Source organism: Natronomonas sp. (assembly GCF_047616845.1).
Classification (GTDB): Archaea; Halobacteriota; Halobacteria; order Halobacteriales; family Haloarculaceae; genus Natronomonas.
This window is the reverse complement of record NZ_JBLGBY010000003.1, coordinates 57,400-77,542: the sequence shown is the minus strand read 5'-3', so window position 1 is coordinate 77,542 and position 20,143 is coordinate 57,400. Positions and strand designations below refer to the sequence as shown.

At 63.2% G+C, this 20,143-nt stretch carries 17 protein-coding genes and 1 pseudogene; 7 read left to right on the top strand and 11 right to left on the bottom strand.

The window, feature by feature from the left end; genetic code table 11:
- Positions 1-48: 48 nt before the first annotated feature.
- The 6 genes from ACI8UR_RS01375 to ACI8UR_RS01350 form a co-directional block, all read right to left on the bottom strand.
- Positions 49-840, bottom strand: a complete 792-nt coding sequence (locus ACI8UR_RS01375; RefSeq protein WP_411714216.1) for an enoyl-CoA hydratase/isomerase family protein — start codon at positions 838-840, stop codon at positions 49-51.
- Between the two features lie 156 nt (positions 841-996).
- Positions 997-1,800: an ABC transporter ATP-binding protein gene (locus ACI8UR_RS01370; RefSeq protein ID WP_411714215.1), complete on the bottom strand. Its 804-nt coding sequence runs from the start codon at positions 1,798-1,800 to the stop codon at positions 997-999.
- The gene (locus ACI8UR_RS01365) at positions 1,797-2,948 is read right to left on the bottom strand and encodes a branched-chain amino acid ABC transporter permease (RefSeq protein ID WP_411714214.1); all 1,152 of its coding nucleotides are present in this window, start codon (positions 2,946-2,948) and stop codon (positions 1,797-1,799) included. The genes ACI8UR_RS01370 and ACI8UR_RS01365 overlap by 4 nt, the downstream gene beginning before the upstream one ends.
- Position 2,949: 1 nt before the next feature.
- Complete coding sequence (locus ACI8UR_RS01360) at positions 2,950-3,813, bottom strand: branched-chain amino acid ABC transporter permease (protein ID WP_411714213.1); 864 nt, start codon at positions 3,811-3,813, stop codon at positions 2,950-2,952.
- A gap of 3 nt (positions 3,814-3,816) precedes the next feature.
- Positions 3,817-5,142: an ABC transporter substrate-binding protein gene (locus ACI8UR_RS01355; protein ID WP_411714212.1), complete on the bottom strand. Its 1,326-nt coding sequence runs from the start codon at positions 5,140-5,142 to the stop codon at positions 3,817-3,819.
- A 93-nt stretch (positions 5,143-5,235) separates the two neighbouring features.
- Entirely contained in the window at positions 5,236-5,991 is a 756-nt protein-coding gene (locus ACI8UR_RS01350) for an SDR family NAD(P)-dependent oxidoreductase (RefSeq protein ID WP_411714228.1), read from the bottom strand.
- A gap of 92 nt (positions 5,992-6,083) precedes the next feature.
- Between ACI8UR_RS01350 and ACI8UR_RS01345 the strand changes: the two genes are divergently transcribed.
- Positions 6,084-6,368 carry a DNA-directed RNA polymerase subunit L gene (locus tag ACI8UR_RS01345; protein ID WP_411714211.1) on the top strand — a complete coding sequence of 95 codons (285 nt, stop codon included), beginning with the start codon at positions 6,084-6,086 and terminating at the stop codon, positions 6,366-6,368.
- Positions 6,369-6,371: 3 nt separating this feature from the next.
- Here the strand turns inward: ACI8UR_RS01345 and hisF are convergent, their stop codons facing one another.
- On the bottom strand, positions 6,372-7,187 hold the full coding sequence (gene hisF / locus ACI8UR_RS01340) for an imidazole glycerol phosphate synthase subunit HisF (protein ID WP_411714210.1): 816 nt from the start codon (positions 7,185-7,187) through the stop codon (positions 6,372-6,374).
- Between the two features lie 58 nt (positions 7,188-7,245).
- Positions 7,246-9,063 (bottom strand): LEA type 2 family protein, encoded by a 1,818-nt coding sequence (locus tag ACI8UR_RS01335; protein WP_411714209.1) that lies wholly within the window; start codon positions 9,061-9,063, stop codon positions 7,246-7,248.
- A gap of 219 nt (positions 9,064-9,282) precedes the next feature.
- Between ACI8UR_RS01335 and ACI8UR_RS01330 the strand changes: the two genes are divergently transcribed.
- The 5 genes and pseudogenes from ACI8UR_RS01330 (at position 9,283) to ACI8UR_RS01310 (ending at position 13,152) form a co-directional block, all read left to right on the top strand.
- Positions 9,283-9,468 carry a hypothetical protein gene (locus ACI8UR_RS01330; protein ID WP_411714227.1) on the top strand — a complete coding sequence of 62 codons (186 nt, stop codon included), beginning with the start codon at positions 9,283-9,285 and terminating at the stop codon, positions 9,466-9,468.
- Positions 9,469-9,549: 81 nt separating this feature from the next.
- Entirely contained in the window at positions 9,550-10,206 is a 657-nt protein-coding gene (locus ACI8UR_RS01325; RefSeq protein WP_411714208.1) for an O-methyltransferase, read from the top strand.
- A gap of 79 nt (positions 10,207-10,285) precedes the next feature.
- On the top strand, positions 10,286-11,986 hold the full coding sequence (locus ACI8UR_RS01320) for a long-chain fatty acid--CoA ligase (protein WP_411714207.1): 1,701 nt from the start codon (positions 10,286-10,288) through the stop codon (positions 11,984-11,986).
- A gap of 188 nt (positions 11,987-12,174) precedes the next feature.
- Positions 12,175-12,317 (top strand): annotated as a pseudogene (locus ACI8UR_RS01315) (acyl-CoA dehydrogenase family protein); the annotation flags it as partial.
- Positions 12,318-12,360: 43 nt separating this feature from the next.
- Positions 12,361-13,152 (top strand): N-acyl homoserine lactonase family protein, encoded by a 792-nt coding sequence (locus ACI8UR_RS01310; protein ID WP_411714206.1) that lies wholly within the window; start codon positions 12,361-12,363, stop codon positions 13,150-13,152.
- Here ACI8UR_RS01310 and ACI8UR_RS01305 read toward each other — a convergent pair.
- The 3 genes from ACI8UR_RS01305 to ACI8UR_RS01295 form a co-directional block, all read right to left on the bottom strand.
- A complete protein-coding gene (locus ACI8UR_RS01305; RefSeq protein WP_411714205.1) occupies positions 13,149-15,602 on the bottom strand; it encodes an efflux RND transporter permease subunit in 2,454 nt (817 codons plus the stop codon). The genes ACI8UR_RS01310 and ACI8UR_RS01305 overlap by 4 nt on opposite strands.
- Entirely contained in the window at positions 15,603-17,252 is a 1,650-nt protein-coding gene (locus ACI8UR_RS01300) for a COG1361 S-layer family protein (RefSeq protein ID WP_411714204.1), read from the bottom strand.
- Between the two features lie 78 nt (positions 17,253-17,330).
- A complete protein-coding gene (locus ACI8UR_RS01295; protein ID WP_411714203.1) occupies positions 17,331-18,053 on the bottom strand; it encodes a DICT sensory domain-containing protein in 723 nt (240 codons plus the stop codon).
- A gap of 200 nt (positions 18,054-18,253) precedes the next feature.
- Between ACI8UR_RS01295 and ACI8UR_RS01290 the strand changes: the two genes are divergently transcribed.
- Positions 18,254-20,143 carry a 2-oxoacid:acceptor oxidoreductase subunit alpha gene (locus tag ACI8UR_RS01290; protein WP_411714202.1) on the top strand — a complete coding sequence of 630 codons (1,890 nt, stop codon included), beginning with the start codon at positions 18,254-18,256 and terminating at the stop codon, positions 20,141-20,143.

Sequence of the window (20,143 nt, the reverse complement as noted above, 5' to 3'; positions counted from 1 at the left end):
TAAGATCCGAACAACGACCGTTGCCGCGAAGCGAACCGTTCACAGCCGTTATTCGCCCTTGAAATCCGGCTCTCGCCCTTCCATGAACGCGGTCGCACCTTCCTCGTGGTCGTCGGTGGCGAACACCACCGCCTGCGCCGTGGCCTCGTTATCCATCGCTTCCTTCAGCGACGCGTTGAACCCCTGGTCGATGGACTGTTTCGAGGTGCGGAGCGCGACGGTCGGCCCGTTTGCGATGGGCTCGATGAACTCCTCGAACTCCGCCTCGAAGTCGTCCTCGAAGACGTGGTTGAAGAGGCCGAGGTCTTCGGCTTCTGCCGGGCCGAGCATCTCGCCGGTGAAGACGAGCTCTTTGGCCTTGCTGACGCCGACCTGTCGGGGCAGGAGATACGAGGTGCCCGTATCGATGGCGAGGCCGACCTGTCGGAAGCCGAAGCTGATGCGTGCGTTCTCGGAGCCGAGCGTGATGTCGGCCGCGATGGCGAGGTTCGCACCGGCGCCGTAGGCGACGCCGTCGACCTTCGCGATGGTCGGGAGGTGGAACTCCGCGATCCGCCGGATGGCACGGCTGGTCTCGTGTTGGATGCCCTCGACGGCCTCGTGGAGTTCGGCCGTCCCGCTCATCAACTCCACCATCGAGCTGACGTCACCGCCGGCACAGAAGGTGCCCTCGTCGCCGGTGACGACGAGACAGCGGGCTTCGTCCGAGGCTTCGACCTCGTCGATGGCGTCGATGATGGCACCTGACATCTCCGGGGAGAGTGCGTTACGGTTGTCCGGGCGGTTCAGCGTCAGCGTCGCGACTCCGTCCTCGATATCGAGGCGCACTGGGTCACTCATGATACACCCCGACATGCGCGGCCAGTGTCTAAAACTTTGCCACAGTGCTAACCATCGTTCATTCAGACGCGTCTATTGTCTTACAGCTGAAGGGGGTGGGGGGAGCATCGGGGACGGATCACGACTGCTCACCGATGTCGGAACGGCGGGGCGTCCTCAGACGCCTTCGCCGCCGAGATACGCTTCCTGCACGTCTGGGTTGTTCTTGATCTCTTCCGGCGTCCCCTTCGCGAGGAGTTCGCCGAAGTTGATGACGATCGCGCGGTCGATGAGTTCGAGCAGGCCGCGCATGTTGTGGTCGACGACGACGAGCGTCGCACCCTGCTGTCGGAGCTCCTCGAGCAGATTCGAGATCTGGCCGATCTCGTTGTCGGCCATGCCGGCGAACGGCTCGTCGACCAGGAGCATGTCCGGGTCGGTCGCCATCGCGCGGGCGAGTTCGAGCCGCAACATTCCCGCGTGAGGGAGTTCGTCCGGCATTCGGTGCATCTCCTCGCTGAGGCCGACGCGCTCGCAGAGCTCGATTGCCTCCGCGCGCGTCTCTCCTTTCAGCCCGGACGTCGAGAACAGCTCGTCGGGGATGAGCGCCGTCTGGACGTTCGCCAGAACCGTTCTGTCCTCGAAGGGTCGGAACTCCTGGAACGTCCGCGCCAGCCCCTTCTTGACCATGTCGTACGCCGTCGCGCCGGTGACGTCCTCACCACGGTAATACACCGTGCCCTCGGTGGGCGGATACCGGCCGGTGATGCAGTTGAACGTCGTCGACTTCCCGGCCCCGTTCGGGCCGATGAATCCGAGAATCTCCTGCTCTTCGACAGCAAAGGAGAGGTCGTTGACTGCGGTCAGGCCACCGAAGCGTTTCGTGAGGCCGTCCGCGACGAGAATGCCGTCGTCGGGGCCGTACTCCGCGCTCGACTCGCTCGTTACGTCCTCGGTCGACGGTTGTTCGCTTTTGCTCATCGCAGACCACCTTTGAGGATTTCTTTCAGTTCAGCGACCCACGCCTGGATAGCGCGGACGCCCGGCGTGTCGCCGCCGTCCGCGACCGCCTCGCCTTCCTGTGGGCCGGTGCGTTTGCGCCACTCGCTGACCAACCGTGGGACGATGCCCTCCGGCAGGAAGAACAGGAACCCGAGGGTAATCAAACCGAATAGGAGGAAGTACACCTCACCGATCGGCGTATCGATGATTGGGATGGTGAACTCGAGGTTCCGCAGCCACACGCGGAGCATATAGAAGAATATGCCCCCGATGGCCGCGCCCGTGATGGTTCCGATACCGCCGAGGATGGCGGCGATGATGACTTCGATACTGATGATGAGCGCCAGTAGTTCGGAGACGGCGATGCCACCGACGCTGTGGCCGTACATCGCGCCGGCGAAGCCGCCGACGAGTCCCGAAACGACGAAGGCGAACAGCTTGAACTTCGCCGGGTTCTTGCCCGTCGCGGCGACCGCGACTTCGTCGGAGCGGATTGCGGTGAAGACGATACCCGCATCAGAACGCGTGAGCGCGACGAAGATTCCCATCGCAAGCAGGAACACGAGCAACGCGAGGTAGTACCCCGCGAATGGGTCGAACCCCGGCGACGGAATCGGGCCGATACCCGAGAGTTTGTCGACAGTTCCGACGCTGATGAGGCCGAGCTCGCCACCGGTCAGATCCGGGAAGAACCGGAAGACGGAGATGAGAATAATCGGCGTCACAAGTGTGATGAGCGAGAAATACGGCCCTTTGACGCGGAGGGACGGGAACCCGATAACCAGACCCGCCACGGCGGCCGCGACGGCTCCAAGCGGAGCGGCGATCCACGGGTCGATACCCATATGCAGATTGAGCATCCCGGACGCGTAGCCACCGATTCCGAAGAAGAGACCGTGGCCGAACGATATCTCGCCGGTGTAGCCGGAGACGAAGTCCCAGCTCATCACGAACGTCGCGAAGAATAGCGCCGCGCCGAGCTGTATCGTGGTGATAGGTGGGGCGAACACCGGGAAGACGAACAGTCCCACGATGCCCAACAGACCGAGCTGATGATGGCGATCCATCTGTATCGGATTGAGGATGTCCCGCCACGATTTCAGTTCGGATCCTGTTTCGCTTGCCATCTTACTCCTCCACGAGTTCGCGGCCGAACAGGCCTTCCGGTTTGATGAGCAATACGAGCACCAGCACGACCAGCGCGGAGACGCCAGCGAGCCGTTCGCTGATGAACGTCACCGTCATCTGGTCGAGGAAGCTGATGAGATACGCGCCGATGACGCTGCCGCGGATGCTGCCGAGTCCACCGATGACGACGATGGCGAACGACAGCAGAAGCGGGTTCCGACCCATGAGGGGGTTCGCCGTCTGGAACGAGGCGAGGAACAGCCCCGCGAGCCCGGCGAGAATACCGGCGAGCACCCAGGTGTAGGTGTAGGTCTGCTCGGCGTCGATGCCCACCAGTGCCGCGCCTTTATCGGACATCGAGGTTGCCAGAATGGCCTGACCCGTTCGCGTCCTGTTGACGAAATAAAACATGCCTCCGATGAGCAGCCACGAGAGGGCGAACACCAGTATCCGGTTCGTCCGGATGCTGTCCCCGAGTATCTCGATTTGTCCGCCGACGAGCGACGATACCACGAGCTCTTGGCCGCCGAAGATGATGAGCACCAACTGCTCGATGATGATACTGATGACGAGTGTCAGTATGAGCACTGTCACCGGGTTGTGTCGTGCCTTGCTGATGAGCCCCTTGTACATGAACAGCGAGAACACCGCGGGTACCACCGCCGCGGCGACGGCACCGGCGTAGATACTGCCGGTGGCGGCGTTGACCGCGTACGCGGAGTACGCCCCGACCGTGAGGATGGCTCCGTGCGCGAGATTCAACACGCCGCCGACCCCGAAGATGAGGGTGAACCCAATCGCGATTAGTGAATACAGCGCCCCTAACAGCAGGACGTTCGTCGCAAAGCCGATGGCACTGACCATCGTTCAGACCCAGGGCGGCGACATGTATTCTGCTTCTTTGAGGTCGTCCGGCCAGAGCACCTTCTGGCGACCCTCGCCGTCCTCCTGCTGCCACTGGAAGTAGACGCCCTGTGAGAGTTCGGGGCCGTACTTCACGTCGTGGGGGAACTCCGAATCGGGGCCACCGAACTCGATTGTTCCGCCGGTGCCGGTGTACGACCCACCTTCCAGTTCGGGGATCAGGTCGCTTCCGGAGACGCTCTCGGTGCTCTCGATGGCCTCCTTGAGGATGTAGACCGCATCGTATGCGGAGTAGCCGGTGTAGACGGGGGATCCGCCGTACTCCTCCTGGTAGGCGTTCGCGTACGGAACCGTCTTCTCGGTGACCGCCGAGGTCGGCGTGGCGGTCGTTTGGGAGAACGTCGAGATAGCGGCGCCCTCCGTCGCCTCGTAGTACGACGGCAGCTGGGTCGGCACGTGGATGCCGCCGAAGCCGAACGGTCGCTGCTGTTTGGCCCACTGCACGAGCGCGGTCGTGCCGATGTGGGCGAGCGCGGTGTAGGCCCCATCGACGTTCGCGGATTCGAGGTCGTCGTAGATCGGGGTGAAGTCCTCGGTACCTTCGGAGACACGGCGCACCTCGGTCACCTCGACGCCGACCTCGTCTTCGAGTCGGGACTTGATCGTGTTCGTAATCGGCTCCGTCCATTTGTAGTCCTCCGCGATGAAGGCGACCGTCTCCCAGCCCATCTGCTCGAAGTAGTCTTTTGCGAACTCGATTTCGGACTCACCGAGGTAGACGGAGTTGACCGGCCCGACGCGGAACCAGTGTTTGTTCGTCTCGTAGTCGTCCTTGACGATCCGCGGAGCCTCCGGCGTTGCCGCCCCGGCGGTCATATGTACCGTCTCCGCCTGTGCGATGTTCTGCATGATCGACAGCAGATTCTCGGAGCCGAAGATGCCCACCGTCGCGTCGACGTTCTCACCCGTCGTGAGCTCCTGATAGACCTGCCGGGTCGTTCCCGGGTCGTCTTTCGTGTCCTTCGTGGAGAGTTCAACATCGGCACCGCCGATGCCGCCGTTGTCGTTGATCTCGCTGATGGCGAGCTCGGCGCTTTTGAGGATGGAATCGCCCATCGGTGAATCCGCCGGACCGAGCGCACCGAGCGTGACCGTGTCCGGGATACCGCTGCCGTCACCGCTACCGTTGTCCCCGCCGAGACAGCCCGCAAGTGCCGTGCCGACTGCACCGGCGCCCGTCGCCTTCAGAAACGACCGTCGTCCGACTCCGAACGGTGCCCCTGTTCGTGAACTATCCGACTGCCGGCTGCGTTTATCATTGTTAACCATTACCGCGAGATATGATTATAGCACAATCAGTATAAATGTGCTGCTAGTTTTCACCCTTTGTAGTGGTTGACAACAATGGACAGATATATACGATCACCTCGCCGTCCAGCCGCCGTCGACAGCGAGCGTGGCGCCGGTCGCGTAGGTAGCGAGGTCGCTGGCGAGGAATACCGCCGGCCCAGCGACCTCTTCGGGTTCCGCAAACCGGTCGAGCGGCGTTCGTTCCTCGATGGAACGGCGTAACTTCTCGTTCTCTTGCAGTTCTGTGGTGAGTTCCGTCGCAACGTACCCCGGCGCGAGACAGTTCACGCGCACATCGGGCGCCCAATCCAGCGCGAGACTTTTCGTCAGTCCCACGAGCCCGTGTTTCGAGGCGACGTAGGGATGCTGTCGGGGCAGGCCGACCAGTCCGCCGACGCTGGCGACGTTGAGCAGGGTTCCGTTCGACGCCTTCAGCGACGACTCGGCGGCGCGGGCACAGGCGAACGCACCCTGAAGATTGACGTCCATCACCTGCTCGAACCCCTCGTCGCTGACCGATTCGGGCGTCCCGAGCGCGGCATCGGGGTTGATGCCCGCGTTGTTGACGACAATATCGATTCCGAGGTCGTCATCGACACGGCCGAAACACGCCTCGACGGCATCGCTGTCGGCGACGTCGACTGTTTCGACACGGCTTTCGACGCCGCGTTCCCGAACCGATTCGACGACATTCTCGACCGCCGATTCGGTGCGCGACAGCGGGACGACGTTCGCGCCCGCCTTGGCGAACCCGAGTGCGATTGCGCGGCCGATGCCCCGCGAGCCGCCGGTCACTACCGCCGTCTTCCCTGTGAGGTCGAGTTCCATATCCCACTCCGTGGTTCGGGGCGGCAAAAAGGTGTGCCGGTAGCCGGCGCCGTTCGTAACGCTCATACGGCGCCTGGGTGTATACACGGCTAATGGATCTGCGCGTCATCGAGAACCTGGACACCGAACTGTCCATCGAGGTGCAGGGTGAAGACCACACGTTCATGAACGTGCTGAAGGGCGCCCTGCTCGAGGTCGACGGGGTCGCTGCGGCGACGTACGACATGAATCCCGAACAGTCCGGCGGTCAGACCGACCCCGTCGTCACGGTCAAGACCGATGGCAGCATTGACCCGCTCGACGCTCTCGAAGAGGCAGCAGGCGGCGTCAAAACGAAGGTCGATGCCTTCCGCGACGCCTTCGATCAGGCAGCCTGAATTTCACAACCGCACCGGCACGTCTCGCTCGTCGAGGTACTCCTTGATTTCCTCGATAGTGTACTCCCCGAAGTGGAAGATAGAAGCCGCGAGTGCCGCGTCCGCGTCCGCCTTGTCGAACACCTCGTAGATGTCCTCCGGCCCGCCGCACCCTGACGAGGCAATGACGGGCGTCGATACGTTGTCGCAAACCGCCTTTATAAGCGGGATGTCGTAGCCGTCCTTCGTCCCGTCGCGGTCGATGGAGTTCACGAACAGCTCGCCCGCGCCCCGGTCTTCGGCCTCGTTGACCCACTCGATGACGTCGATGCCGGTGCCCTCACGGCCGCCCTTCTTGGTGCACTCGAACCACGCGCTCTCACCGTCGACGTCGAAGTAGTGTTCGCCCGCCTCGTCGAAGCGCCGTCTGGCGTCGACGCTGATGACGATACACTGGCTTCCGAACGCCTCGGCGCCCTCCGTGATGAGCTCGGGCCGTTCGAGCGCGCCCGTCGTAATCGAGACTTTGTCCGCGCCCGCTCGAAGCGTCTCCTTGATATCAGCTTTCGTCCGGATACCACCCCCGACCGTCAGCGGGATGAACACTTCGTCAGCGACGGCCGAGACGGTGTCAAGCATCGTTTCGCGGCCCTCAGCAGACGCGGTGATGTCGAGAAAGACGAACTCGTCTGCGCCCGACTCGTTGTACTTATCAGCGAGTTCGACGGGATCGCCCGTGTATTCGAGGTTCTCGAAGTTCACGCCCGTGTACACCGCGGCGTTGCCATCCTCGTCGACGTCGACGTCGATGCAGGGGATGATGCGCTTGGTGAGAGCCATTACGTATCGAATCGTAGGCCGCCTTCGCGTTTGACCGTTTCGGAGTCCCCGACGACAGTTACTCGGCGAGCAGGTCGGTTTCGATAGCGACGGTGTCGGAGAGGAATTCGAGGTCGACGCGCTCCTCGTCGCCGTCGGTGTCGACGGTGGCGGTGACCTGCCGGTCGAGTTCGGAGGACTCGCCGCGGCGGATGTGGGTCGGCCACCACTCGGCCATCTTCGAGTTGTCCAACACGAGCGTGAACGTCACCGTCCGCCGCTCACCAGGGTCGAGGGTGTGTGACTGCGGCGCCCGGTCGTCGGCGAGCGTGACGTTGTTGATGTCGATGATGTAGTCGAGCTCTTTGATCGTGACAGATGCGAGCTGGTTCTCGTTTTCGAGGTCAGCCTCGACGTGGATAGTCGCCTCCTCGGCGGAGACGTTTCGCCATTCTGCGGTCGTCGAGTGCACCGTGAGGAGTCGCTGCCCCGTCTCGTCGCTCCGGACATCACGCGCGGAATCGTCGTTGAGGTCGGCCAAGAGCGCCGTCTCGATTCTCGATTCGCGGTTCTGGAGTTCCAGCGGCAGCGTCGTCACGCCGATGTCGGCTTCGCCGGAAAGCTCGGTGCGACTCGTCGAATTCTCGCCGTTGCGGAGGTGGGCCGCCCACCACTCCGGGACGGTATCGTGAGGCATCGTGCTCACGACTTCGACCTGGCCGGAGCCTTGCGGGAGGTCGGACACCTGCTCGGAGCCGTTGGTCACGGTGACGCCTGCGAGCGTCGTCCGCTGGTCGATGGAGAGCGTCAAGAGATTCGTGAACGCCTCGTCGTTGTCGTTCACGATATCGATGGTCGTCCGAACCTCCGTTTCCTCGTCCCGAACCTCGCCCCACTCGCTTTGCGTCCCTTCGACGCGCGGCTGTGTGAACTCCGGTGTTGCCTCGCCTTCGACGACTGTGACCGAGGTTTCACCGGTGCCGAGTAGGTCGGTCTCGAAGGTCGCGCGTCGCTCGAAGACGGTCAGCGGGAGGCGTTTTCGTTCCTCGCCGTCGTCGATGACTGCAAACACCTCGATGGTGAGGTCTGTCGACTCGCCATTTCGGAGATGCGTGACCCACCACTCCTGCATCTTCGGAGTGTCAAGGGCGGCGTTGACGGTGAGCGTCGACGATTCGCCCGGTTCGAGCGTGATGCCATCGTTCGTTTCGCCCTGTCCGACGATGACGCCGTTCATCTGAACCACGTAATCTGTTCCGTCGAGGCTGACGGTTCGGTTGTGGACGTTCTCCAGGTCGTTCGAGAACTCCAGCGGCGTCGTCTCCTCGTCCGCTTCGCGCCACTGGGCGCGCTGATTGCCGACGACGAGCACGTCGCTGTCGCCTAATCGTACTGTCGAACGCCCCTCATCACCAAGTGGGCCAAGCAGGTCGGTCGTGATGGTTCGGTTCTGTGCCGTTATCGTCGGCCCGAGCGGGAGGCCGTACGGACGGACACGCGCCCTCGTCTCCATCGCCGTCTGCTCACCGTTGTTGATGTGGGTGACCCACCACGCCGGTATCTTCGTGTTGTCGAACCTGGCGGTCGTCTGCAGTTCGTTCCGGCCGGGTTCGATTCGAACCCCGCGCTTCGCTCCGTTGGCCACTTCGATGCCGTTGAGGGTGACGATGACGCCGAGGTCGAACTGGCCCGGATACGCGCGGGTGTTCGGATTGTTCAGCACGATTCGGGTCTGGACGTCGGCCTCGTCTTCGCTCACGTTGTCGAACGCACTCGTCGTCTCGCGAACCTCCGGGGCGTCGTAGGAGAGGGCGACACCCACGCCCGCGGTGGCGACAACGACGAGAAGCCCGGCGACGAGAAGCCCGATTTTCTTCGGCGTAACGTCGATACTCACTACTGCTTCCCTACGACTCCGCGAATATATGTCCACGGCTTGCAACCGATCGGGACTTTTCGACGCCGTTCCGCGCCCCGATATGCAGTATCTCTGGTACGCCTTGCTCGCGCTCGCGGCGCTGGGCGTCATTCCCGTCACTGACAAGCCGCTCGTCTCGGCGCTCACTCACGAGCACGCGCCGTACATGTACCCGCCGGTCTCTGTCTCGCCGTCGGCATCATCTCGTATTACCGGGCGCTGGCAGGCGCCCCCGTCAGCGTCGTCGTTCCCATCTTCGGGCTCTTTCTGGTCGCCAGTTCGGTCGTCGGTGTCGTCTTCCTGGACGAGGCGCTGACGGTGTGGAAGGCGACCGGCATCGTCCTCGCCGGCGCCTTGGCCGAGTTGGCTGGCGCCTCGACGTAGCCCGCGAGATACGTTCCACCCCCGAGCACCGTCCCGCGAGCGTTCCTGCATGCTTTTGCCGCTCACGGTTGACTCACGAGCATGACCGTTTCCGACTCCCTCGAGACGTTCGCGGCGACTGTCGCCCCCGACCCCGACGAGGTACTCGCGGAGATGGACGACCGCACCGAGGAAACCGGCTTCCCGACCGTCGGCCCGGCGGTCGGCGGCTGGCTCCAGCAGCTCGCGGGCCTCGTCGACGCAGAGCGAATCTTCGAGTTCGGCTCGGGGTTCGGCTACTCGGCCTATTGGTTCGCCCGCGCGCTCCCCGACCACGGCGAAATCGTCCTCACGGAGATCGACGCGGACGAACTCGACGACGCCCGCGAGTATCTCGCTCGCGGCGGCTTCGACGACCTCGCAATGTTCGAACACGGCGACGCTATCGATATCATCGACACGTATGAGGGCCCCTTCGACGTTGTTCTAATCGACAACGAAAAGACTCGCTACGTGGAGGCTTTCGAGGCGGTTCGAGAGAAAGTCCCCGTTGGCGGCGTTGTTCTCGCCGACAATATGACTGCTGGCCCCTTCGATTTCAAGGAGATTCATCACCTCGTCGTCGAGGGCGGTGATACCGACAACGAGATGGCCCGCGGCGTCGCCGATTACCTCGACCACGTCCGCGAGGTCGACGACTTCGAGACGACGCTCTTGCCGCTCGGTGAAGGGGTGGCAGTCAGCCGCCGTATTCGGTAAACAACGCCGCTGTTTCTGTCAGTAGTGATACGGCTTACCGTGACAAGAACCAAGTCACGACCATTCGTACGTCTCTTTGATGCCAGGTGGCACAGACCAGACCCTTCGTCCGTTCCTGTGGCGCGCAGCAAACCTCTACCCCGACCGGGAAATCGTCTCCCGTACCCACGAGGGCATAGAGCGATACACGTACAGTGAGTATGACGACCGCACGGCCCAGCTCGCGAACGCCCTCGACGAGTACGGCATCGAAGAGGGCGACCGCGTCGCGACGTTCTGCTGGAACCATCATCGGCACTTCGAGACCTACTTCGCGGTGCCGACCATCGGTGCACAGCTCCACACTATCAATCCGCTTCTCCCCGACGAGCACATCCAGTACATCGTCGACAACGCTGACGACGAACTCATCTTCGTTGACGAGTCGCTGGCGCCGAAACTCGCACAGGCCGCGGGCGATGCCCCCGAGTTCGAGGGCGTTGATTTCGTTGTGATGTCCGGCACCGAGACGGAACACCTCGATGCGACGCCGTACGAGGAGTTTGTCGACGGCCAGCCGACCGAGTACGACTGGCCCGTCCTCGACGAGGAGCAGCCGGCCGGCATGTGTTACACCTCGGGGACGACCGGGAACCCGAAAGGCGTCGAGTACACCCACCAGATGCTGTGGGGCCACACGATGGCGTCGCTGACGCCGCAGGGCATCCCGATGGACGACGACGATGTCATCATGCCCGTCGTGCCGATGTTCCACGTCAACGCGTGGGGGATGCCGTTCACCGCGACGGCTGCGGGCTCGAAACACGTCTACCCCGGCCCCTCCCCGGAGCCCGAAGATATCGCCCACCTCATTCAGGAGGAGGGCGTCACCATCACGGCCGGCGTCCCGACCGTCTGGCTCGGGCTAATGGAGTACGCCGAGGAGAACGACCTCGACCTCTCGGAGCTCGATACGGTCATCGTCGGCGGCTCTGCGGCCCCCGAATCCATGATCCGCTGGTTCGACGACCGCGATGTCGAACTGCTCCACGCGTGGGGTATGACCGAGATGTCGCCCATCGGCTCCGTCTCCCAGCTCAAATACAACCTCGAGGACGCGGATTACGAGACCCAACTCGAACACCGCTCGAAGCAGGGGCTTCTCGCGCCCGGCCTCGAGATGAGGGTCATCGACGAGGACGGCAACGAGATCGAGTGGGACGGCGAGGAGTTCGGCGAACTGTGGGTTCGCGGCCCGTGGGTTACGAAGGAGTACTTCAAACGGCCCGAAGCGAACGAGGAAGACTTCGAAGACGTCTCCGCGAGCGGAGCAAGCGGGGAGTCGGAAGACGAACCGTCATCCGGAAGGTGGCTGAAGACCGGCGACGTCGTCACCGTCGACGAGGAGGGCTACATCAAGATCGTCGACCGAGCGAAAGATGTCATCAAGTCGGGCGGCGAATGGATTTCCTCCGTCGAACTGGAGAACGCCATCATGGCCCACGACGACGTCGCGGAGGCGGCCGTCGTTGGCGTCCCCCACGAGAAATGGCAGGAGCGGCCCGTCGCCTTCGTCGTGCCCGGCGAGAACGCCGACCGCGACACGCTCGATGAGGAGATCATGGATCTCCTGCGTGAGGACTACCCCAAGTGGTGGCTGCCGGATGCAGTCGAGTACATCGAGGAGGTTCCGAAAACCGCGACCGGGAAGTTCTCGAAGAAGGACATCCGAGAGCAGTACACCGACGAATCGCTCGTCGAGGGCACCGTGCCGGAAGAGGCGGCTCCCGACGACGACTGAATTCGGTCGCCTCGGTTCGACCCGCGGATCGTGGCCCGACCGACCGTTTTGCTGCTGTGTGAGGCAACTCCCGGTGAGAAACGTACCCTCACGTTGGAATGGAGCTTCTAGACACGATCCCCGGTTCCCGACCACGCCCACGAGGTCAAGGTCGAAGCGCGGGCGTTCGCCGAGGAACACATCGAACCGAACGCGGCATGCAACTCCAGGCGGTCGTTCCGTCCTCACCGAGAACCGCATCTCCCGTGTGTACCGCGATGTCCGCATCCCGGTCATCTACGAGGGAGCAAACGAGATTCAGCGGAGCCTCATTTACGGCCAGGGCGAGTGATAATCGGGCGACGAATTATGGGCCTGCCGACCTATCACGGCCCATGGAACTCCACGTCCTCGACCGTGGCCGCATCCACGCCGACCTGAACTTCGCGCTCGACGGCGAAGTCGCGGCCGTCCACAGCGACCGAAGCCCGGAGCTCGAATACGCCGAGTTCGCTGTCTGGAACCTCGTCATCGACCATCCCGAGGCGACGATTCTCTGGGATACCGGCTCCCATCCCGAGGCGGCGGAGGGTTACTGGCCCGCACCGCTGTTCGAGGCCTTTGCCCATCCCGATGCCGGCGAGCACGACCTCGAAACGGCGCTCGACGAGGTTGGCTACTCGGTCGACGATATCGATTGTGTCGTCCAGTCACACCTCCATCTCGACCACGCCGGTGGGCTGTATCACTTCGACGGTACGGATGTCCCCGTCTACGCCCACCGCCGGGAACTGGAACACGCCTATCTATCGGCGAAGTCGCCGGCCGGCGGCGACGCCTATCTCGCGAGCGATTTCGACCACGACCTGAACTGGCAGGTCATCGACCAGAACCGCTATCATCTCGCTGACGGCGTCGAACTGCTCCATCTCCCCGGCCACACGCCGGGACTTCTCGGCGCGCTTATCGAGCGCGAACACGACGAGAGCGTCCTCGTTGCGGGCGACGTGGCCTTCTTAGAGCCGAACTACGAGGCGGAGCGGTCGATGGGGGCGAGCCTGCTGTACGACTCCCGTGCGAACGAGGAGAGTGTCGCGTTCCTGAAAGACCTCCAGAAGCGGTACGATGCGCGGGTCATCTACGGGCACGACCTCGAACAGTTCGAGCAGCTCCGAGACGGGCTCTAGCCAGCAACCCACGACCAGATAACGAGCACCGACGGAAGGACGTACAGCGATGCGAGATACGAGTAGAAGACGCTCAGTGCAGTCAGCAAGCCGAACTGTCCGATAGCGGGGAACAGAGACAGCATCAACACGCCGATGCCGAAGACGGTGGTGAGCATACTGACGGTCAGCGCGCCGCCGGTACCCTGCACCGTCCGTTCCAGCGATTCGTACACGTCCCGGCCGAGCTCTTCGTACTCGTCGGCGAACCGGTGGGTGATGTGGACGGAGTAGTCGATGCCGAGGCCGATGGTGATGGCGAGGATCGTCGCGCTGAAGGCGTTAAAGGAGAGGCCGAACGCCCGCATCGACCCCGCGATCGCGGTCACGGTGATGGCGACAGGGACGATGTTCGCGATCCCAAGCGATGCGCGTCCAATCAGGAGCCAGTACATGAACACGAGGAAGACCGCCGTCCCGGACAGCGCGACGACGAGGCTCACGAGCGCCGATCCGAGGATGAGGTTGGAGATGGCCTGGAACACGACCGTGTTGCCTGTTGCTGTGGCATCGTATCGATATCGGTCGGCAACCGCACGAGTGTCGTCGGTCACATCGCTCTGTGCAGCGTCCGACTCGACGGCATAGACGACCCGCGTCGACCGGAGGTCTTCGGTGATGTACTGAAGCGCTTGCCCTCGTGCCGGCGAATCGAGCAGGTACTCGTAGATGGCTCCGAGGTTTCGGTCGGGGATGCCGTTATCAGAGACATCGTTACGCTCGACGAGGCGTCGGAACTCGGGGTCGCGCTCGGCGTGGTCTTGAATGACTGTCACGATGCTCGTCTCGTCGGCTCTCCCGTCCGACCGGACGAACGTCTCCGGTGGGTCGTCGCCGGCCCGGTGGATGCTTTCCAAGGCGCTGTCCTCACGTAGTTGCCCTTCGATGTACACCGTCGTCGTGTCGCCCTGGCCTGACTCGAAGTTCCGTTGGAGGAAGTTGAGCGTCGTCGTGACGCTGTAGTCGCGTGGCTGGATCTGTTCGGGCGCGTAGTCGTAATACTCTGGCACTTCCTCTGGCGGCAGGAAGTCCTCGTTGTCGAACGTCGTGGATACGCCCGTCGCGTACACGGCCGTGACGCCGCTTGTGAGCAAGAGCGCACCGATGAACACCGCCGGCGCCACACGGGCCACGCCGACGCCGAGCCCCTGTACCGCGCTGAGCCGAGACTCGCCACCGCCGAACGGGGTTTCGGAGATTGTGGGTATCGGATACGCTTCGCGAGCGTGGTCGAGTTTTACCTTCGCTGCCGGCAAGAATATGCCGAAAATCAGGAACGTGAACACGATGCCGATGGCGGCGACGGTGCCGAACTCCCGGATGGGGACGAGCTGGCTCGTCAGGTTCGCCGCGAAGCCGATGACGGTCGTCCCCGTGACGATGAAGAAGGCGACGATGACCTGGTCGGTCGCCGTCCGCATCGCGTCGTCGATACCGATACCTTGGACGCGCTCCTCGCGATATCTATTGACCGCGTGGATGCCGAAATCGATGCCGACCGCGAGCAAAAGCGGTGGCACCGTGATCAGTATCTGGCTGAACGGGATGCCGGCCAGCCCCATGAAGCCGAACGTCCATATCAGTCCCATTAACAGGGAAACGACGCCCAAAGCGAGGTCTGCGAGATCGCGGTAGGCCACGAGCAAGAAGAACGTGATGAACACCACAGCGGCCGGGACGACGATGGCGAGAGTGTCGCCGATAACAGCGCCGAACTCCTCTGCGATGATGCCGGCACCGAACACTCGGATGTCGCCGCCGACCGAATTGACGACGTTGGTGGCTTCCTGTTGAATCGGCGTTAGCGGGCTTGAGCCACCCTGTCCGGCCCCACTGCCCGTTTCGACGGACAGGTCGTGCGTGACGACGCCGATGGTCGCCGAGGCGCTCGCCGACCGCCGATTGTAATCCTTCGAGAGCAGCCCCGAAAAGCGTGGATTCCGCTCGTCAGCACGGCGGACAGCCTCTTTTATCTCCGTTTCGGTCGCGCCTTCGACCGCCCGGCGCTGGGCTTCCGGCGTCGTCGCCTTGGGGTCGAGTTGTTGGGCGACGATGCTCGCGGCGCTGCTGGTACTCGATACCCGAAGCCCAGAGCGGTCGGTGAGTCGCTCCTGGGCCCGTAACATCCGGAGCAGTTCGGTTCGAGAGAGCACGTTCTCGCTACGCTGGATGAGCTGTGTGCTGCCGGTCGAGCCGTCGAACGTCGGCGAGAACTTCTGGTTGACCTCCTGGAAGGCCTGCTCTTCGGGAATGTCCTGGGCGAACTGCCCGGTGCCGGCCGACGTCGAGACGCCGCCGAGGCCGATCGCGAACAGCCCCGTCACCAGGAGAAAGGCGAGGACGACCGTGCCGGGCCGCTCGGTGATGAGGTCGTTGACAACGTCGACGTACGGCTGATAGTCGACAGCCATCTATCGGCGCCGGAACCCGAACCCGATGGATGAAAGCGGCACGACCACGAGTGCCGACGCCAGCACCGCTCCACCGGGCGTGACCGACCCGAACAGGCTGCCGAACAGCCCACCGAACAGGCCGCCGGACGATTCCTCGACGGTGACTGGCAGGCGGTAACTGTCCGTCAATCGCGTCTCACCCGACTCGTCAACGTACTGGAAGTCCACAGAGACCGGGTAATCCTTCTGCATCGCGCCGCCGTCCGCAGAGACCCGGAACGGAACCGTCACTGTCTCGCCCGGTTCGAGGTCATCGATGAACGCCTCATCATCGTCCACCGACAGCGGCTGAGAGGTGAACATCTTCGCCGACACGTCCGTCACTGGTTCGTCCCTGTTGTTCGTCACCGCGAGGACGACGCGTGCGTCGCCGCCGGCGGTGACATTCGATTCACGCGTCTCGACGCTGAACACGTCGCGCCGTGCGTCGACTGCCTGGCGGAATCGAATCACATCGGCCATTTTCGTGTCTCCGTCAGCGTTCTCGTATTGGGTCTGGAGGGTGAACTGCCGCGGGCCGGCGCGGGCCGCGCTTGACACCTCCACGTCAAAATTGACAGTGGCGGCTTCACCGGGGTCAAGCGTTCCGAGAGCCACTTCGGGTTCGAGAACGTTGACGTTCTGGCTCGGCGGTGAAAGCGTCACGACGACGTTATCGGCGGCGCGGGGCCCCTCGTTGACGACCGTGCCGGTGAGCGTACCGTCCTGTGCGACTCGGAGCGTCGAATCGACGTTCTCGACACGGAACGACTGGTCATCGTCGGGCGTGATACCGAACGTCGACGTACTGGCGAAGGAGACGCTGTTGTTGTCCTCGTACTCGACGGATAGCGATGCGGGCAGCTCACTGAGTGGGGCGTCGTCCGCGACGCTGCCGCGGAACTGTAGCGTTCGCCGTTCGCCCGGCTGCCACTCCTCGACGTACACCTGGCTTGCCTGTCCGTCCCCGAATCGAAGGTCGCTGGAGAGCGACGAGAGGCTCACGACAGCGTCGTTCGCCGTCGCGGTGCCCGTGTTCTCCAGAGCGAGCGTGAACGTACCGCTGTCGCCGGGGGCCTGCGCCTCGACGCTCGTGACCTCGAAGCGGGCCTCCTCGTCGACGACGACGCGGACGTATCGTCGCTTCTCGACCTCCTCGTTTCGCTGCGAGAAGCCACCGCGCTCACCGATGAACGGGGTGTATTTGTATTCGACGTCGACCGGCACCCGGTAGGTGCCGGGCTCGGCGTCGTCGGCAACCGTGATATCGAACCTAGCCGGTATCGCCGCGCCGTCGGGGACGCTTCCGATGGCGGCCGTCCGCGTTCGCACCGTAATGGGGCCGGTACTGCGCGCTTGGAGCGTCACACCGCGGGCAGTCGCCACGCGCTGTTCGGCCTGGACGTTTCCGCGGTCGCTGCCGCGGTCGATCTCGCCTCGATTGACCACGTTGACGGCCAGCGTCGTCGTTTCGCCGGCGGAAACGCGGTTGTCGGCCGTCGTCAGCGTGAGCTCTGGCTCTCCGCTGACGTTAGCCGCGGCCGGCGTCGCAACCGCTGCGACGAGCGTGCCGACGAGAAGAACTGCAAGCATGACTGTCACAAAATCCGAAACGGAGGAACGAACCATACTCTATCGACGGCTGCTTCGTATTTAAAAACAGTGTTGTATCCCTGCTATGCCGGTACTTAATACGAATAGCGCTGACTACTGCGATTCCAGCAGTCCGTACGTCGATTCGAGATGCTCGATTATCCAATCGACTGTATCCGGGTCGTACGTCCAGAAGCCATAAAAGGCGCGCGGTTCGCGCTCCTCCGCCAGCAGTGCGCACTTGTTGACGTCGATGCCCGCGCCGTCGTAGACGACGAACCACGACCGCTCGATTTCGTCGCTGCGCTCGACATGGATGGTGAGGTCGGTGTCGTGTTTCGGGACGTCAGCATCGGGGGCGGCGTAGGCGTGGACGTCGAGGTCGCCTTTCTGGGCCAATCGGGCGTAGATTTCCATCTGGTCGGCCAGAATCGAGAGCTGTTGGAAGCCGGAGTGTAGCGACCCCTTCCCGACGCGCCAGGCGCGGTCTTCGATCTCGCGTGAGGCGGCGACCATCTGGTCGATGTCGTAGGAGGTGAACATCGTCTCGTCGAGATGGTCGAGAATGGGGCGATATACGCCATCCTCGAAGCCCGGCTCGGTGTCGCCGGTCGGCTCGAGAATCCCGGCGACGTCGGCCGCTGTGACGAACTGGCCGTCCTTCGACAAGACAGCGAACGCGTCGGGCTTGCCGCTCGGCGTCCGCTCTGCGACGACCGAGAGGTTCCGGTCGGAGAACTGGTCGCGGAGGGTCTCGACGGCTGTGTCGTCCGCGTTGAAGACCGTGAGCGTCTTCTCGTGGTCTTCGACCCCCGCGATGAGTTCGGTGAGAGACATTCGCTCTAGGCTCTACCATGACATTCCGCGTAATAAGGTTGTGCCCGGTGCCGAGTGCGTCCGACAGCCGCCAGAACCGCGCGGCGGCAGCGGTGTTTAAACACCTATATCATTATTAATCCATGGTAATGTGTAGCAAACGCTTTAGTCACCGGCGGTCGAAGTTCGCACAAGGCGCCCGGAAGGGCGCAGTGATATCCATGACAGAAGAACTCGTCTGGCGAATCGCGGGTGGTTCCGGGGACGGAATCGACTCGACGAGCCAGAACTTCGCGAAGGCGCTGATGCGGTCTGGGCTGCACGTATTCACCCACAGACATTACCCCTCCCGCATCCGCGGGGGCCACACGTACGTCGAGGTACGGGCCGCCTCCGAGCCCGTCAAATCCCGCGGCGACGGCTACAATCTCCTGCTCGCGCTCGGGGATTCGTTCGCCCGCAACCCACAGGAGGACGCCTACTACGGCAACGAGGAAATCAAACCGCTGGCCGAGAACCTCGACGAACTCCGAGAGGGCGGCGTCATCGTCTACGACGAGGGCCTCGTCGACGTCGAGGAAGTACCGGATTTCGAGGAGCGCGTCGAGGCGAACGACTGGCATGTGTATCCGATGGACTTGCGCGGTATCGCCCGCGAGCACGGCCGTGAAGTGATGCGCAACACCGCCGGTGTTGGCGCGACTGCGGCCCTCCTTGACTATGACATGGAGCACATCGAGGGGCTGATGAAAGACCGGATGAGTGGGGACGTCCTCCAGGCGAACCTCGATATCCTCCAGATGGTGTACGAGGAAGTCGAAGACATCGATTTCACCCACGACCTCCGGATGCCGACGGGCGAGCACGACGAACAGCAGGTGCTCCTGTCGGGAAGCAACGCCATCGCCTACGGGGCCTTGGACGAGGGCTGTCGGTTCATCGCTGGCTACCCAATGACCCCGTGGACGGAGGTGTTCACGCTCTTGACGCAACATCTCCCCGAAATCGGTGGTATCTCCGAACAGGTCGAAGACGAGATCGCCGCAGCCGCCCTCGCACTCGGCGCTTCTCACGCCGGTGTGAAAGCCATGTCCGGCTCGTCGGGCGGCGGATTCGCGCTGATGTCCGAACCGCTCGGGCTCGCGGAGATGACCGAAACGCCGGTCGTCCTCGTCGAAGCGATGCGAGCCGGCCCCTCCACGGGTATGCCGACGAAACCCGAGCAGGCAGACCTCGAGCACGTCCTCTACACGAGCCAGGGCGACTCGTCTCGGGTCGTCTTCGCGCCCGGCAACGTCGCCGAAGCGTACGAGCAGACCCGCGCGGCGTTCCGCATCGCCTACGAGTATCACTTGCCCGCCATCGTGCTCTACGACCAGAAACTCGGCGGCGAGCTCAGAAACGTTGATGAGTCCTTTTTCGACCGCGAACCGAACCCAGAACTCGGGGCGACGCTCAGCGAAGAGGAAATCGCCGAGGCTGCCCACCACGCCTCAGGGAAGTTCAACCGCTTCCAGCACGACCCCGACAACGAGAAGGGTGTCTCGCCGCGGTCGCTGCCCGGCCAGGAGGGCGGCCGTTTCCTCGCGACCGGGAACGAGCACACTCCCCAGGGCCACATCAGTGAAGACCCGCACAACCGGGTCGCACAGATGGAGCGCCGGCTGGGCAAACTCGACGCCATCCGCGAGGAACTCGATGGTGAGGAATCGAGCCATCAAACCTACCACGGCCCGGACGATGCCGACTACGGCATCATCACCTTCGGCAGCCACCAGGGCACCGTTGAGGAAGCCGTCGACCGCCTCAACGACGCCGGCCACAGCGTGCAGGCGCTCGGCGTCTCCGATATGATGCCGTTCCCCGAAAGCGAGGTAACCGAGTTCCTCGAATCCGTCGAGCAGGCTCTCGTCGTGGAGATGAACGCCTCCGGGCAGTTCCGGGGGCTCATCCAGCGCGAGCTCGGCCGGTTCGGCCCGAAGCTGAACAGTCTGCTCAAGTACAACGGCAACCCCTTCGAACCGCACGAAGTGGTCGAAGGGTTCGAAACAATTGTCGACGGGGCAGAGCCCGCTGCAACCACGCGGTTCGTCCCTGCGGCAGGTGATTAA